We start from the raw sequence: 16,057 nt of genomic DNA, 5'->3' as shown, positions 1-16,057 counted from the left end.
CGACGACGGTCACCGTTCGTCGCGACAGCGCCAGCCGCCGCGCGACTTCTACGCCAGGAGCCAGTCCGCTTGTCCCCGATCCCCGGTGCCGCCGCCTCGTCGCGCATCCACCCGGCAGCCACGCCGCCGGGCTGCTGCGCAACTTCTGCATCATCGCGCACATCGACCACGGCAAGTCGACGCTCGCGGACCGCATGCTGCAGCTCACGGGCGTCGTCGACGCGCGGGCGATGCGCGCGCAGTACCTGGACCGCATGGACATCGAGCGCGAGCGCGGCATCACGATCAAGTCGCAGGCCGTGCGCATGCCGTGGGGCGTAGGCGACGACGCGTTCGCGCTCAACATGATCGACACACCCGGGCACGTCGACTTCACCTACGAGGTGTCCCGGTCGCTGGCCGCCTGCGAGGGTGCCGTGCTGCTGGTCGACGCCGCGCAGGGCATCGAGGCCCAGACGCTGGCCAACCTGTACCTGGCGCTGGACAACGACCTGACGATCATCCCGGTGCTCAACAAGATCGACCTGCCGGCGGCCCAGCCCGAGCGGTACGCCGAGGAGCTGGCCCGCCTGATCGGCGGCCAGCCGGAGGACTGCCTGCGGGTGTCCGGCAAGACCGGCGAGGGCGTCATCGAGCTGCTGGACCGCATCGTCGAGCTGGTCCCGCCGCCCACGGGCGACGCCGACGCCCCCGCCCGCGCGATGATCTTCGACTCGGTCTACGACACCTACCGCGGCGTCGTCACCTACGTCCGCGTGATCGACGGCAACCTCAACCCGCGCGAGAAGATCGTCATGATGTCGACCCGCGCGACGCACGAGCTGCTCGAGATCGGTGTGATCTCCCCGGAGCCCGTGCCGACGAAGGGCCTCGGGGTCGGTGAGGTGGGCTACCTGATCACCGGCGTGAAGGACGTGCGGCAGTCGAAGGTCGGCGACACGGTCACCAACGCGAGCAAGCCCGCCGCGGAGGCGCTCGGGGGTTACTCGGACCCCAAGCCGATGGTCTTCTCGGGCCTGTACCCGATCGACGGCACCGACTACCCGGTGCTGCGCGACGCCCTGGACAAGCTCGAGCTCAACGACGCCGCGCTCAACTACGAGCCCGAGACGTCGGTTGCCCTCGGCTTCGGGTTCCGCGTGGGCTTCCTCGGCCTGCTGCACCTGGAGATCGTGCGCGAGCGGCTCGAACGCGAGTTCGACCTGGACCTCATCTCCACCGCGCCCAACGTCGTCTACGAGGTCACGCTCGAGGACAAGAGCGTGGTCACGGTGACCAACCCGAGCGAGTTCCCGTCGGGCAAGATCGGCGCCGTCAACGAACCCATGGTCAAGGGCACGATCCTGGCGCCGTCCGAGTTCATCGGGGCGATCATGGCTTCTGCCAGACCAAGCGCGGCGAGCTGCAGGGCATGGACTACCTCTCCGAGGACCGCGTCGAGCTGCGCTACGTGCTCCCCATGGCCGAGATCGTGTTCGACTTCTTCGACCAGCTGAAGTCCAAGACGCGCGGCTACGCCAGCCTCGACTACGAGCGCATCGGCGACCAGGAGGCCGACCTGGTCAAGGTCGACATCCTGCTGCAGGGCGAGACCGTCGACGCCTTCAGCGCGATCGTGCACCGCGACAAGGCCTACGCCTACGGCGTCATGATGACGGCCAAGCTCAAGGACCTCATCCCGCGCCAGCAGTTCGAGGTGCCCATCCAGGCCGCCATCGGGGCGCGGATCATCGCCCGCGAGACCATCCGCGCCATCCGCAAGGACGTGCTGGCCAAGTGCTACGGCGGCGACATCACGCGCAAGCGCAAGCTCCTGGAGAAGCAGAAGGAGGGCAAGAAGCGCATGAAGACGATCGGTCGGGTCGACGTGCCGCAGGAGGCCTTCATCGCCGCGCTCTCCAGCGAGCCGGCGGGCTCCGCGGGCGGCAAGGACGCGAAGAAGAAGTGACCTGAGCATGTCTCCTGCTCTCCCTGAGGGAGATGTGCCTCCCGACGACGGCTCCCTTCCGCCGTCGGCGTTCGAGGGTCTGACCGATCGCGCGTTCGGGGTCTACCTGCACGTCCCGTTCTGCACCGTGCGCTGCGGGTACTGCGACTTCAACACGTACACCGCCACCGAGCTGGGCGGCGGCGCGAGCCAGCACGCGTACGCGGACACCGCGCTGAGGGAGATCGCGCTCGCAGCCTCGATCCTGCCCTCGCGGCCGGTGCAGACCGTGTTCGTCGGGGGTGGGACCCCGACGGTCCTGTCCGTCCCGGACCTGTCGCGCATGCTGGCCGGCGTCGGGAACGCCTGGGGCTTCGCCGACGACGTCGAGGTGACGACCGAGGCCAACCCCGACTCGGTGACGCCGCAGTCCCTGGCGGCCCTGGCGTCCGCCGGCTTCACTCGCGTCTCGTTCGGCATGCAGTCGGCGGTGCCGCACGTGCTGGCCACCCTCGAGCGCACGCACGACCCGCGACGCATCCCCGACGTCGTGCGGTGGGCCCGCGACGCGGGGTTGGCGGTCTCCCTGGACCTCATCTACGGCACGCCCGGCGAGTCGGTCGACGACTGGCGCACGAGCGTCGAGGCCGCGCTGGCCACGGGCGTCGACCACGTCTCCGCGTACGCGCTCGTGGTCGAGGCAGGCACCCGCATGGCCGTCCAGGTCCGGCGCGGCGAGGAGCTGCCGGACGGGGACGACCAGGCGACCAAGTACGAGCTGGCCGACGACCTGTTCGAGGCGGCCGGCCTGCGCTGGTACGAGGTGAGCAACTGGTCGCGCACGCCGCAGACCGCCTGCCGGCACAACCTCGCCTACTGGCGGGGCGACGACTGGTGGGGGATCGGGCCCGGAGCGCACAGCCACGTCGGTGGGGTCCGCTGGTGGAACGTCAAGCACCCGCGCGCGTACGCCGACCGGCTCGACCGCGGCCTGAGCCCGGCCGCCGGGCGCGAGACCGTGAGCGACGACGGCGCCCTGCTCGAGCGGCTCATGCTCGGCGTGCGGCTGGCCGGCGGGCTGCCGCTGGACGTCCTCCCCGTCGAGGCGCGGCCGGCCGTCGCGGGGCTGATCGCGGACGGCCTCGTGGACGGCGTCGCGGCCCTGGGTGGCGACGGCGCGGAGCGGCGGCTCGTGCTGACGCGTCGAGGGCGGCTGCTCGCGGATGCGGTGGTCCGGGCGCTCGCGGCCTGACTGTGCGGGGTCTGTGGGCCCGCTGGGCGTCCGTCCGACATGCCGGGTGCGTCCCGGTTCCTTGACACGGGTGAGCGCCTTCGGTTCGCTGGCGCGTGGGCGACGACCGCCCCACGTGACCAGGGAGGCCACGCATGAGCGAGAACCCGGGCGGACCACCGCCGAGCGACGGCGAGCCCGTCGTGCCTGACCCGCAGCCGCCCTTCCCGCCGGCCGAGCCGCCCGTCCCGCCGGCCGAGCCGCCCGCGGCGCCGGCCGAGCCGCCCGTCCCGCCGGCCGAGCCGCCCGCGGCGCCTCCACCTCCGCCCGAGCCGCCGGTGGCACCGCCGCCCGCCCCGCCCGTCGCGCCACCGGCCCCGCCCGTCGCGCCACCGGCGCCCGACTACGGCCAGCCGGCCCCCGGCGCCTACCCGCCGCCGCCCGCGCAGTACGGCCAGCCCGCGCCGGGTGCCTACCCGCCGGCGGCCCCGCCGTACGGGCAGCCCGCGCCGGGCTACGGCCAGCAGCCGCCCGGATACCCGCCGCCCCCGCCCGCGTACGGGCCGCCGGGTGCGTACCCGCCACCCCCCGCCGGGTACGGGGCGCCGATGGTCCAGCCGTCGCCGATCGGCGAGTCGTACTCCTACGGCTGGAAGCAGTTCACCCGGCACGGCGGCCTGTTCATCGGCGCCGGCATCGTGTGGTTCGTGATCGCCATCGTCGCGTTCGCGATCATCGGCGCGATCTTCGGGGGCACGAGCGAGATCTTCCGGGTGACGACGGGCGGGCGCATCGCGATCTCGTTCGGCTTCATCGTGTTCTCGCTCGTCCTGACGATGATCGGTTACCTGATCCAGGCGATCTTCATCAGCGCCGCGCTCGAAGCTCACCGAGGGCCGACCGATCGGGTTCGGGACGTTCTTCCGATTCGTCGACGCCGGCCCGGTGGTGCTCACGGCCCTGCTGCTGACGGCCATCACGTTCGTGATCAACCTCATCCCGATCTTCGGTGGGCTGCTCAACATCGTCGTGACGTTCCTGCTGTTGTTCACGCTCTGGTTCGTGATCGGCAAGAGGCTCGCGCCGGTGGACGCGGTCAAGGCGAGTACCAGCTGGTCGTCGCCAACCTGTCGACCGTGATCCTCTTCTACCTGCTGGTGATCGCGACGATCGTCGTCGGCGCCCTGGTCTGCCTCGTCGGCCTGCTCGTCGCCGTGCCGCTGGTGCTCCTCGCCACGGCATTCCTGTTCAAGCGTCTGCTCGGCGACCCGATCGCCCCTGTCGCCTGATCGCACGCCGACGATGCCCGGCCCGCTGGACGCGGGCCGGGCATCGTCACGTCGTGACGAAGTCGATGAGCTCCTCGACGCGACCGAGCAGGCTGGGCTCCAGGTCGGCGTAGCTGCGCACGGAGCGCAGGATGCGCTGCCACGCACGCGCGACGTCGGCCTGCTCCTGCGCCGGCCAGCCGAGCTCGCGCAGGATGCCGTGCTTCCACTCGGTGCCGCGCTCGATGGTCGGCCATGCCGTCAGGCCGATGCGCTCAGGCCGTACGGCCTGCCACACGTCCACATAGGGGTGTCCGAGCACGAGCACCGTGCCGGCGGGGGCCGCCTTCACGGCCTCGGCGGCGATCCGACTCTCCTTCGCGCCGTCCACCAGGTGGTCCACCAGCACGCCCACCCGACGGCCCGGCCCGGGGGCGAAGTCACGGATCGCGTCGGGCAGGTTGTCGACGCCGTCCAGCAGCTCGACCACTACGCCCTCGAGCCGCAGGTCGTCGCCCCAGACCTTCTCGACCAGCTCGGCGTCGTGCTTGCCCTCGACCCAGATGCGGCTGCCGCGAGCGACGCGCGCGCGGGCGTCGTGCACGGCGACCGACCCGGAGGCGGTGCGGGTGGGCCTCGGCGGCGCGGGCGCACGGACGGGGGCGGTCAGCGCGACCGGTTCGCCGTCCAGCCAGAACCCCCGGCCGAGCGGGAAGGTGCGCGTGCGACCGCGGCGGTCCTCGAGGACGACCACGTGCACCCCGCCGGACTTCTCGACGCGGACGACCGCTCCGACCCAGCCGGTGGTCACCTCCTCGACGACGAGGCCCGGCTCGGCGGCCTGCGGGCGGCTCGTCCTGGGGGCCTTGTGGTGGGTCGAGCCCGATCCCCCCAGCACGTCGGAGCCGTAGCGGTCCTGGTTCACCCGGGCAGCGTAGGTGGCAGGCTCGCACCGGTCCGCGGGGCGCGCCGGGTTCCGCTGTGCGCGGAGCACCGGGTGGTGTCGGTCGCGCGGCGTAGCATTGGCACTCCCGCCGGCGGAGTGCTACCTGCAGGTCGAGGGGCACTGCACGTCGACCACGGGTGAGGAGGCGGGATGAGCGACGACAGACGGCTGGACGTGCTGCGCGCGATCGTCGAGGACTACGTCGCCACCCGCGAGCCCGTCGGGTCGCGTGCGCTCGTCGAGCGGCACTCGCTCGGGGTCTCACCGGCCACGATCCGCAACGACATGGCCTCCCTCGAGGAGGGCGGCTACATCGCCCAGCCGCACACCTCGGCCGGCCGCGTGCCCACCGACAAGGGCTACCGGCTGTTCGTCGACCAGCTCTCGAGCGTCAAGCCGCTGTCCAGCCCGGAGCGGCGGGCGATCGGCATGTTCCTGGAGAACGCGCAAGACCTCGACGACGTGGTCGACCGGGCCGTGCGGCTCATCGCGCAGCTGACACAGCAGGTCGCCGTCGTGCAGTACCCGTCGCTGCGACGCTCCGCGCTGCGGCACGTCGAGCTCGTGCCCGTGGGTCAGCGTCATCTGCTCGTCGTGCTCATCACGGACACCGGTCGCGTGGAGCAGCGCACGCTCGAGCTGGACCACGAGCTCGACGAGTCCGTCGTGGCGATGCTGCGTGCCCGGTTGAACGTGAGCGCCGCAGGGCGCCGACTGTCCGAGCTGCCCGTGGCCCTCGCGGACCTGACCGCGGCGTTCGCGCCCGCCGACCAGCCGCTCGTGCGCAGCGTCGTCGCCGTGCTCGAGGAGACCCTGGCGCAGGAGAGCGAGGAGCGCGTGGTCCTCGCCGGCACGGCCAACCTCGCGCGGGCCGGCGGCACCGACGTGCGCTCGATCGGGCCGGTCCTCGAGGCCCTCGACGAGCAGGTGGTCCTGCTGCGGCTCCTCTCGGAGATGGCCGAGGACACGCAGGCGGTCACCGTGCGGATCGGTCGCGAGACCCAGCACGACGGCCTCGTCGAGACGAGCTTCCTGAGCACCGGCTACGGCGACGAGGGCGGCGGCTCGGTGGCACGGATCGGCTCGATCGGCCCGCTGCGCATGGACTACCCGGCCACCATGTCCGCCGTGCGCGCCGTCGCCCGCTACCTGACCCGGATCCTGGCGCAATGAGCGGCGCCAAGGGCACCGAACGGAACAGAACTCCCACCGGAAGTGAGCACATCCTCCCGTGACCGACTACTACGAGGTCCTGGGTGTCCCGCGCGACGCGACGCCCGAACAGATCAAGAAGGCGTACCGCAAGCTCGCCCGCGAGCACCACCCGGACGTCGCGGGTGCGGACTCCGGTTCCGAGGACACGTTCAAGGACGTCTCGCGCGCCTACGACGTGCTGGGCAACCCGGAGAAGCGCCGCGCCTACGACATGGGCGGCGACCCGTCGTCGCCCGGCGGCGGCATGGGCGGTGGGTTCGGCTTCCAGGACATCTTCGAGACCTTCTTCGGAGCGGCCACCGGCCAGGCGCAGCAGCGCGGGCCGATCCCACGGGCGCGCCGCGGCCAGGACGCGCTCGTCCGCCTCGACCTGGACCTGACCGAGGTGACCTTCGGCGTGCACCGCGACGTGCCCGTCGACACGGCCGTGCTCTGCCCGACGTGCAACGGCACGTGCTGCCGCCCGGGCACCTCGCCCCGCACCTGCGAGGTCTGCGGTGGTCGCGGCTCGGTGCAGAGGGTCGCCCGGTCCTTCCTGGGTCAGGTCATGACGACGCAGCCGTGCGCGGCGTGCCACGGCTTCGGAAGCGTCATCCCCGAGCCGTGCACCGAGTGCTCCGGCGAAGGCCGCGTCCGGTCCCGTCGCACTCTCGGCGTCGACGTCCCCGCGGGCGTGGACACCGGCACGCGCATCAAGCTGACCGGCCAGGGCGAGGTCGGACCGGCCGGCGGCCCCGCGGGCGACGTCTACCTCGAGGTGCGCGAGCGCAAGAACGACACGTTCGTCCGCCGCGGCGACGATCTGCACGCCACGCTCGAGGTGCCGATGACCGCGGCGGCGCTCGGTACCGTCCTGATGCTCGACACCCTGGACGGGCCGCGCGAGGTCGACCTGCGACCGGGCACGCAGCCCGCGCAGATCGTCACGCTGAAGAACCTGGGCGTCGGGCACCTGCACGTGGGCGGTCGAGGCGACCTGCACGTGCACGTGGACGTCCAGGTGCCCGTCGCCATGGACGAGGAGCAGGCCGAGCTGCTGCGCAAGCTCGCGGCGCTGCGGGGTGAGGAACGCCCCGAGGCGCGGTTCGCCGGGTCGAGCACCGGCGTGTTCGCCAAGCTGCGCGACAAGCTGTCCGGCCGCTGAGCGGCCACGCCGTGCGCAGGCCGACGTCATGAGCGCGCCCGTCTTCCTCGCCGAGCCGGGGAGCCTGGTGGCCGTCGCCGCCGGTGGCACGTACCTGCTGGGCGGCACCGAGGGGCGCCACGCCGGTGTCGTCCAGCGGCGTTCACCGGGCGAGCGCGTCGACGTCGTCGACGGGGACGGGGTGCGCCTGGTCGGCGTCGTCGACTCGGTCTCGGCCGACGGGGTTCTCGTCGCCGTCACGGACGTGGTCGTCGAAGGGGCACCCGCGGTCTCGCTCGTGCTCGTGCAGGCCCTGGCCAAGGGTGACCGCGACGAGATGGCGATCGAGGCGGCCACCGAGGTCGGCGTCGACGCGGTGGTCCCCTGGCAGGCCGAGCGGTCGATCGTGGTGTGGCGCGGCGACCGGGCCGCCAAGAGCCGGTCCCGATGGCTGGGCACCGTGCGCTCCGCGGCCAAGCAGTCGCGCCGGGCACGCGTACCGGACGTCGGCCAGGCGCTCGACGGGCGCGGCCTCGCCGAGCGGATCCGGTCGGTCGTCGCCGCCGGGGGTGTCGCGCTGGTCCTGCACGAGGACGCGACGGCGCCGATCGCCGACGTCACGCTGCCGACCGTGGGGGAGTGCCTGGTCGTCGTCGGCCCGGAGGGCGGTATCGGTGAGCCCGAGCTGGCACGGCTGGCGGATGCGGGCGCGAGCGCGGTCCGGCTCGGTCCGCACGTGCTGCGGACGTCGACCGCGGGGCCGGTCGCGCTGGCGGTCCTCGCGCAGCGGCTGGGTCGGTGGGCGTGAGCCCGAATCTTGTGGTCGCAGGCTCGTAGACTGCTGTCCTGCACCTCGTCACGACACCTCATCGAGCACGTCGTCATCAACCAAGGAGCCCGCGGCGCACGCCGAGCACATGGCCGAACCAACATCTGCACGCACAGACCGTGCCCACGGTGCGCCGGCTCGCGTCGAGCACCGCATCACCGTGCCGTCGGACATCTCCATGGTGGAGCTGCTCGGCCCGCAGGACGAGGTCCTGCGGGCGGTCGAGGCCGGTTTCACCACGGTCGACATCCACGTCCGCGGCAGCGAGGTGACGTTGGCCGGTCCCGTCGGCGACGTCGCGCTCGTCTCCCGGCTCGTCGACGAGCTGGTCGAGATGGCTGCCGGCGGGACGCCGCTCACGCCGGACATCGTCGTCCGGTCGGTCGCCATGCTGACGGCGGCCTCGACCGCGCGGCCGGCCGACATCCTGTCGTTCAACATCCTGTCCAGCCGGGGGCGCACCATCCGGCCCAAGACGTCCGGGCAGAAGGAGTACGTCGACGCGATCGACCGGCACACGGTCACGTTCGGCATCGGTCCCGCCGGAACGGGCAAGACCTACCTGGCGATGGCGAAGGCCGTCCAGGCGCTCCAGGACCGCAAGGTGCACCGGATCGTGCTGACGCGGCCCGCGGTCGAGGCCGGCGAACGGCTCGGCTTCCTGCCCGGCAGCCTCTCGGACAAGATCGACCCGTACCTGCGCCCGCTGTACGACGCGCTGCACGACATGGTCGACCCCGAGGCGATCCCGCGGCTCATGGAGGCCGGCACCATCGAGGTCGCGCCGTTGGCCTACATGCGCGGTCGCACCCTGAACGACGCGTTTATCATCCTCGACGAGGCGCAGAACACGACCGTCGAGCAGATGAAGATGTTCCTCACCCGACTGGGCTTCGGGTCCAAGGTCGTGGTCACCGGCGACGTGACGCAGGTGGACCTGCCGTCGTCGACAACCTCGGGCCTGCGGGTGGTCGAGCAGGTGCTCTCCGGCATCGACGACGTCTCGTTCTGCCGCCTCGGTTCGTCGGACGTCGTCCGGCACCGGCTGGTCAGCGAGATCATCGACGCCTACGCACGCTGGGACAGGAGCCTGAGATGAGCGTCGAGGTCAGGAACGAGTCCGGCTACGCCGTCGACGAGGCGGAGTTCGCCTCGCTCGGCAGGTTCGTCATCGACGCCATGCACCTGCACCCGCAGACGGACCTGTCGATCACGCTGGTGGGCACCGACGCGATGACCGACCTGCACGTCCAGTGGATGGACGAGCCGGGCCCGACCGACGTGCTGTCGTGGCCGATGGACGAGCTCCGGCCGGGCCGGGAAGGGGACCCGACGCCCGCCGGCCTGCTGGGCGACGTCGTGCTGTGCCCCGAGGTCGCGGCCCAGCAGGCCCGCACCGCCGGGCACTCGACCGAGGACGAGCTCCTGCTGCTCACGACGCACGGGATCCTGCACCTGCTCGGCTACGACCACGTCGAGCCGGACGAGCACAAGGAGATGTTCGACCTCCAGCGCCAGCTCCTCCTGAGGTTCTTGGCCACCCGATGACGGACGTCCCGGTCGCACTGCTCGTCCTGCTCGCGGTGCTCGGCATCGCCGCGGCCGCCGCCCTGTCCGCAGGGGAGATCGCGGTCGTGCGCGTGTCCCGCGCGGCGGTAACCGAGCTGACGGCGGATCGGCACCCCGCGGCCCGGCGCGTGCGCGCGCTGACCGAGCACCCGACCCGGGTCGCGGCCGCGGCCGCCTTCGTCCGGCTGCTCCTGGAGATGACCGCGACCGTCTGCATCACGCTCGCGGTGAGCTCGAGCGACCTGGCGTGGTGGGCCGTCCTGCTGATCTCGGTGGCCTTGTGCGGGCTCGTGGCATTCCTGCTCGTACGGGCCAGCCCCCGCACGCTCGGCCGCCGGCACCCGGTGCGGACGCTGACCCTCCTGTCGGGTCCGCTCGTGGCGGTCACGGCCGTGGCCGGGCGGCTCGGTGCCGTCGGGCGGCCCACGGAGGGCTCCGCCGAGGAGGAGGAGGACGAGCTGCGCGACATGGTCCAGCGCGTCAGCGAGTCGGACGTGATCGAGGACGAGGAGCGGGAGATGTTCCGCTCTGTGCTCGAAGCTCGGCGACACGCTCACGCGCGAGGTGATGGTGCCGCGCACCGACATGGTGACCGCGCCCGAGGACACGCCGGTCCGCAAGGCCCTGGCCCTGCTGCTGCGCTCGGGGTTCTCCCGCGTGCCGCTCACCGGGGAGTCGGTGGACGACCTGACCGGCGTGCTGTACCTCAAGGACGTGGTCCGCCGCCTGCCGATCGCGCCCACGGGCCGCTCGAACAACAACAAGCAGCAGGCCATGCTCGACGCGCCGGCCAGCCCTGGCGCGGCCGCCCGTGTTCGTGCCGGAGTCGAAGCCGGTCGACGAGCTGCTGCGCGAGCTGCAGGCCGGGACGTCGCACATGGCGATGGTGGTCGACGAGTACGGCGGCATCGCCGGGCTGGTCACCATCGAGGACGCGCTGGAGGAGATCGTCGGCGAGCTGACCGACGAGCACGACCCGACCGCCCCCGCGGTCGAGGACCTGGGGGCCGGCGTGTTCCGGGTCCCCGCTCGGCTGGGCCGCGACGAGCTGGGCGAGCTGTTCGGCCTCGAGGTGGAGGACGAGGACGTGGACAGTGCCGGCGGCCTGCTGGCCAAGGCCTTGGGTAAGGTTCCTCTGCTCGGGTCCGCAGGGGACATCCACGGGCTGCACCTCGTCGCGGACCGTGTCGAGGGTCGGCGCCGCCGGCTGGCCACCGTCCTGGTGAGCCAGGTGGACGCCGAGGAAGACGAGCAGGAGAACGCGGGCTCCAGGCGTGACGCCCCGTCCGACAACCACGGAGCGACCCGATGACCTTCCGATCCGGCTTCGCCTGCTTCGTCGGGCGCCCCAACGCGGGCAAGTCGACGCTGACCAACGCGCTGGTGGGGCAGAAGGTCGCGATCACGTCGGGCCGCCCGCAGACCACCCGGCACACCATCCGCGGCATCGTGCACCGCCCCGACGCTCAGCTGATCCTGGTGGACACCCCCGGCCTGCACCGGCCGCGGACGCTGCTCGGGGAGCGGCTCAACGCGCTGGTCAAGGACACGCTGACCGAGGTCGACGTGGTCGGGTTCTGCCTGCCCGCGGACCAGCGGGTCGGACCCGGGGACCGGTTCATCGCCGAGCAGATGAGCGAGCTGGCGCGGGACGGCCGCGGCACCCCCGTCGTCGCGATCGTCACCAAGGCGGACCTCGTCGGCAAGGGCAAGCTGGCCGAGCACCTCATGCAGGTGCAGGCGCTGGGCGACTGGGCGGACATCGTGCCCGTGTCCGCGGTCGGCGGGTACCAGGTCGACGTGCTGGAGAAGGTCCTGATCGGGCACCTGCCCGAGGGTGCGCCTCTGTACGCGGAGGGCGAGCTCACCGACGAGCCGGAGGCCGTGATGGTCGCCGAGCTGGTCCGGGAGGCGGCTCTCGAGGGCGTCCGCGACGAGCTGCCGCACTCCCTGGCCGTGGTCGTGGACGAGATCGTGCCGCGCGACGAGCCGGCGGCGAACGGGCTGCCCATGCTCGACGTGCGCGTCCACCTCTTCGTGGAACGCGACAGCCAGAAGGCGATCATCATCGGCAAGGGCGGTGCCCGGCTGCGCGACGTGGGCAGCGAGGCACGCCGGGGGATCGAGGCGCTGCTCGGCGCGCGCGTGTACCTGGACCTGCACGTCAAGGTGGCCAAGGACTGGCAGCGTGACCCCAAGCAGCTCGGGAAGATGGGCTTCTAGACGATGCTGAAGTCGGACGTCGAGGCGTCGCGCGCGCGCGGGACCGGGAGCCGGACCCGGGCGGTGCTGGGGGTCGTCGCAGGCACCGTGGTCGGCCTGGTGGTGCTCGCGGTCCTGGGATCGGTGCTGGGCCCGCAGTGGGACCCGACGCCGCTGACCGATCCGCTGCAGGTGCAGACGGAGGACACGGCGATCGGGTCCGCGGCGACGGCGGGTCAGTACGAGGTCAAGACGACGGTCGTGACCGTCCAGCTGGACGGCGAGACGATCGATGCGCGGATCAGCGAGCCCGTCGGGCTGGACTCGCCGAAGCCGGGCGTCGTGTTCATCCACGGCGCGGGCACGGGCCGGTACGAGATCGCGTTCCTGGCGCAGGCGCACGCGCTGGCGGCCTCGGGCATCGTCGCCATGGTGCCCGACAAGCGGCTCGACACCTACACCACCCGCCACCGCGACTACGTGGGGATGGCGCAGGACTACGCCGCCTCGGTGAAGCTCCTGCAGAGCTACCCCGGGGTCGACCCGGACCGGGTGGGTCTGTATGCCGAGAGCGAGGGCGGCTGGATCGCGCCGGTGCTGGCCGCGAAGCACCCCGACGTGGCGTTCGTCGTCCTGGTCTCCTCCCCGGTGGTGCCGCCCCGCGAGCAGGCTGCGTTCGCCGTCGACTCCTACCTGCGCAACACCGGCGTGCCCCATGGGGTGTTCCGGGCGATCCCGCGCGCGGTCGGGATGTCGGTCCCCGGGGGCGGCTTCGAGTACGCCGACTTCGACGTCACGCCCTACCAACGCCAGATGCGACAACCGGTCTTCGTGGTCTACGGCACCGGAGACATCTCCATGCCGACCATCCAGGGCGCCCAGCAGGTCATCGACGACACGGCGCTGGCGGAGAACGACGACGTGACGGTCCGCTACTACAAGGGCGCCAACCACGGGATCCGGGTGGACGGCGTGGTCGACTCCACGTTCCTGACCGACCTGTCGGGGTGGGTCCTCGGGCTGCCCGGCACCGCGGCGTCCGAACCGCGGATCGCCGGCGACCAGCCCGTGCAGACCTACCTCGCCGCGCCCGTCCCGCAGCCGCGCTGGAACAGCGACGTGGTGCTGGTGCTCATCGCGCTGGCCCTGGTGCTCATCGTGCTCGGACCGCTCGCGGTCGGCGTCGGGCGCGGGGTCGAGGCCACCGCGAACCGCGTGCGCGGGGGCTCGCGCCCCGACGGTCCACGGTTCGGGCACGGCATCCTGCCGAGGCTCGTGGCGGTCGGCGCGGGAGCGATCCTGACGCTCGTGGCGCTCATCTGGTACGTCGTCGCGGTCGCCCGCCTCGCCCTGAACTACGAACGCAACGACCTCGTCGTCCAGGGCGGCTGGATCCTCGTCCGGCTGCTCGGGGTCGCCGTCGTGCTCGCTGCGGTGCTGCTCGTCCGCCGGTACCGTCAGGCCCGTGCAGCCGGTGCGCGCCCCGCACCCGGCGTCCTGCGGAGCGTGGTCCTGTGGGGTGGCGTCGTCGGTTCGGGGATCCTGCTCGTCGTGCTCGCCTACTGGGGTGTCTACCAGCTGGGCATCTGACCACAGGGTGACCCCTTGTTGTGTACCTGGGGCTCACGTAGGGAACGATGTGCGCCGATGATGCAACGAGGCACTCGGTCGGGTGCTGACTCGTCGCGCGGAGAGGCAGGGGGACGAAGGTGCGAACGTCGTGGGGTTCGGCGACCGATCGCGGCCTCGTGCGTGACGTCAACGAGGACGCCCTGCTGGCCTACCCGCCGGTGTTTCTCGTGGCCGACGGAATGGGCGGTCACGACGCCGGTGACCTGGCCAGCCGCATCGCCGTCGAGGAGTTCGCGCAGCTGGCCGGGCAGGCCGCGGCCAGCGCCGACGACGTGCACGCCTGCTTCGTGCGCACGGCGGCCCGGATCCGCAACGAGTTCACGGGCGGTCGTCAGGGCGGGACGACGGTCGCCGGTGTCGCGGTGACCGAGCACGACGGCGGCTCGTACTGGCTCGTCTTCAACGTGGGCGACTCGCGGGTCTACCGGTGGGACGGCGACAAGCTCGAGCAGGTGAGCGTGGACCACTCGGTGGTCCAGGAGCTCATCGACCTGGGGGAGATCGACGCCGCCCAGGCTGAGACCCACCCCGAGCGGCACGTCCTGACGCGCGCGCTGGGGACCGGCGACGCGCCGGAGCCCGACTACTGGTTGCTGCCCGCCGGCCTGCAGGACCGTCTCCTGATCTGCACCGACGGGCTGACGCGCGAGCTCGGCGAGCCCGCGCTGCGCGACGTCCTGGGCGGGACGAGCGACCCGCAGGACGCCGCCGCGCTGCTGGTCCGGCTCGCCCTCGAGCACGGCGCGCGCGACAACGTGAGCGCGGTCGTGGTCGACGTGGCCACCGCCGCCGGCGCCCACGAGGACGTGCACATCACCGTCCCGCGGGTCGACGCGGACCGGGGCCCTCACGTGTGGGACGAGATGCTCAACGGGGCGACCGTCCCGCGGTTCTACGCACCCGGATCGTCGCCGAGCGACCCGCCCCACGAGGAGGACCGGTCATGAGCGTTCCCGAGTACGCCGCAGGCGAGTGGACCGCGATCGTGCGCCCGGGCTTCGTGGCGCTGCTGGGACCGTCGGCGGCCGAGTCGACCGTGCGTGACCTCTGGCAGGAGACCGGCGACGGCGTGTTCGCCGCTCTGGCGCTCCTGGCGCGCGACGGGTTCGCGGGCCTGCCGCCGTTCGCGCTGGTGTCGGTGGACAAGCGCCGGGTGCACGCCGCCCTGCGGGGAGACGTCGAGGTGGTCGTGGACCTGGACGGCCGGGTCGAGACCCTGCGGTCGGGCGAGGTCAGCACGTGGACCGAGCGTGTGCTCGACGGCGTCGGTTCGGTCGCCGTGCAGGTGGACGACGTGCCCGTCGACGCACCGACCCTGCCCGTCGCCGACGGTGTCGTGCGCGCCTCGCGGGTCCGCATCACGTTGGCTGTGTCCGACGAGCCCGAACCTGCGGTCGAGGACATCCCGGCGATGTCCGCGCAGATCGTGGAGGATCCGGCGCCCGCTGTGGACGCGGCCGCGGAGCCGGCGCCGGAGGACGTCCCGACCGACGACGACCCCGTCGCGCTCGTGCCCGTGCGCGACGGGAACGCCGAGACGTCCGGGGTTGTCGCCACCGCCGAGGCCTTCCTGTCGGCCTCTGCGTTCGACGAGAAGCACGGCGCCGTGCCGCCGCAGAGCGTCCCGCTGTCCGGGGCATCCCTCGACGACCACGACGGTCTGACGATCCTGTCCACCGACCTGGCCGACATTCGCGACCAGCTGCCGTCGTGGGCGTCGGACGACGTCCCGGCGCCGTTCCGTCCGCCGGCGGGAGCCCAGATGCCCGCCCGCCTCGTGCTCTCGACGGGTCTCGTCGTTCCGCTGGACCGGGCCGTCCTGCTGGGCCGCGCACCGCAGGTCGCGCGCGTCTCCAACCGCGAGCTGCCCCGGCTCATCACGGTGCCGAGCCCGCAGCAGGACATCTCGCGGACGCACGCGGAGGTGCGCGTCGAGGGTGACCACGTGCTGGTGACGGACCTCGACTCGACCAACGGCGTGCACGTCGCGCGGCCGGGCGAGGGCGCCCGTCGCCTGCACCCGGGCGAGCCCAGCGTGGTCGGTCTCGACGAGCTGGTCGACCTCGGCGACGGCGTGACGTTCTCCCTGGAGCGCGGTACGTGACCGCACGCCGC

General features: G+C 72.4%; 13 protein-coding genes and 3 pseudogenes. 15 read left to right on the top strand and 1 reads right to left on the bottom strand.

The window, feature by feature from the left end; all coding sequences use genetic code 11:
* Positions 1-69: 69 nt before the first annotated feature.
* The 3 genes and pseudogenes from lepA (at position 70) to AC38ZX_RS14010 (ending at position 4,447) form a co-directional block, all read left to right on the top strand.
* Positions 70-1,948 (top strand): annotated as a pseudogene (gene lepA, locus AC38ZX_RS14020) (translation elongation factor 4).
* Positions 1,949-1,955: 7 nt separating this feature from the next.
* On the top strand, positions 1,956-3,179 hold the full coding sequence (gene hemW / locus AC38ZX_RS14015) for a radical SAM family heme chaperone HemW (protein WP_491294914.1): 1,224 nt from the start codon (positions 1,956-1,958) through the stop codon (positions 3,177-3,179).
* Positions 3,180-3,313: 134 nt separating this feature from the next.
* Complete coding sequence (locus AC38ZX_RS14010) at positions 3,314-4,447, top strand: hypothetical protein (RefSeq protein ID WP_491294913.1); 1,134 nt, start codon at positions 3,314-3,316, stop codon at positions 4,445-4,447.
* 46 nt (positions 4,448-4,493) lie between these two features.
* Here the strand turns inward: AC38ZX_RS14010 and AC38ZX_RS14005 are convergent, their stop codons facing one another.
* A complete protein-coding gene (locus AC38ZX_RS14005; RefSeq protein ID WP_426592511.1) occupies positions 4,494-5,351 on the bottom strand; it encodes a DUF3097 domain-containing protein in 858 nt (285 codons plus the stop codon).
* Between the two features lie 171 nt (positions 5,352-5,522).
* Here AC38ZX_RS14005 and hrcA point away from each other — a divergent pair, with 171 nt between their 5' ends.
* The 12 genes and pseudogenes from hrcA to AC38ZX_RS13945 all read left to right on the top strand — a co-directional run bounded on the left by hrcA (position 5,523) and on the right by AC38ZX_RS13945 (position 16,046).
* Positions 5,523-6,545, top strand: coding sequence for a heat-inducible transcriptional repressor HrcA (hrcA, locus tag AC38ZX_RS14000; protein WP_426592510.1), 1,023 nt, complete (start codon positions 5,523-5,525; stop codon positions 6,543-6,545).
* A 58-nt stretch (positions 6,546-6,603) separates the two neighbouring features.
* A complete protein-coding gene (gene dnaJ, locus AC38ZX_RS13995) occupies positions 6,604-7,731 on the top strand; it encodes a molecular chaperone DnaJ (protein ID WP_426592509.1) in 1,128 nt (375 codons plus the stop codon).
* A 28-nt stretch (positions 7,732-7,759) separates the two neighbouring features.
* A complete protein-coding gene (locus AC38ZX_RS13990) occupies positions 7,760-8,518 on the top strand; it encodes a 16S rRNA (uracil(1498)-N(3))-methyltransferase (RefSeq protein ID WP_491294912.1) in 759 nt (252 codons plus the stop codon).
* 109 nt (positions 8,519-8,627) lie between these two features.
* Positions 8,628-9,638 (top strand): PhoH family protein, encoded by a 1,011-nt coding sequence (locus tag AC38ZX_RS13985; RefSeq protein ID WP_491294911.1) that lies wholly within the window; start codon positions 8,628-8,630, stop codon positions 9,636-9,638.
* Positions 9,635-10,087, top strand: a complete 453-nt coding sequence (gene ybeY / locus AC38ZX_RS13980; protein ID WP_426592506.1) for an rRNA maturation RNase YbeY — start codon at positions 9,635-9,637, stop codon at positions 10,085-10,087. Before AC38ZX_RS13985 ends, ybeY begins: the two co-directional genes overlap by 4 nt.
* Positions 10,084-10,560: pseudogene (locus AC38ZX_RS13975) on the top strand (CNNM domain-containing protein); the annotation flags it as partial. The gene ybeY and the pseudogene AC38ZX_RS13975, both read left to right, overlap by 4 nt.
* A 115-nt stretch (positions 10,561-10,675) precedes the next feature.
* A pseudogene (locus AC38ZX_RS13970) lies at positions 10,676-10,777 on the top strand (CBS domain-containing protein); the annotation flags it as partial.
* 142 nt (positions 10,778-10,919) lie between these two features.
* Entirely contained in the window at positions 10,920-11,420 is a 501-nt protein-coding gene (locus tag AC38ZX_RS13965; protein ID WP_491294910.1) for a transporter associated domain-containing protein, read from the top strand.
* Entirely contained in the window at positions 11,417-12,331 is a 915-nt protein-coding gene (era, locus tag AC38ZX_RS13960) for a GTPase Era (RefSeq protein ID WP_491294909.1), read from the top strand. The genes AC38ZX_RS13965 and era overlap by 4 nt, the downstream gene beginning before the upstream one ends.
* A gap of 3 nt (positions 12,332-12,334) precedes the next feature.
* A complete protein-coding gene (locus AC38ZX_RS13955; protein ID WP_491294908.1) occupies positions 12,335-13,900 on the top strand; it encodes an alpha/beta hydrolase family protein in 1,566 nt (521 codons plus the stop codon).
* 158 nt (positions 13,901-14,058) lie between these two features.
* Entirely contained in the window at positions 14,059-14,889 is an 831-nt protein-coding gene (locus AC38ZX_RS13950) for a PP2C family protein-serine/threonine phosphatase (protein ID WP_426592502.1), read from the top strand.
* Positions 14,886-16,046, top strand: a complete 1,161-nt coding sequence (locus AC38ZX_RS13945) for an FHA domain-containing protein (RefSeq protein WP_491294907.1) — start codon at positions 14,886-14,888, stop codon at positions 16,044-16,046. Before AC38ZX_RS13950 ends, AC38ZX_RS13945 begins: the two co-directional genes overlap by 4 nt.
* Positions 16,047-16,057: the final 11 nt, after the last annotated feature.

Source organism: Cellulomonas sp. McL0606 (assembly GCF_058248365.1).
Note: the sequence above shows the minus strand (reverse complement) of the source record. Positions and strands in the feature narration are given on the sequence as shown.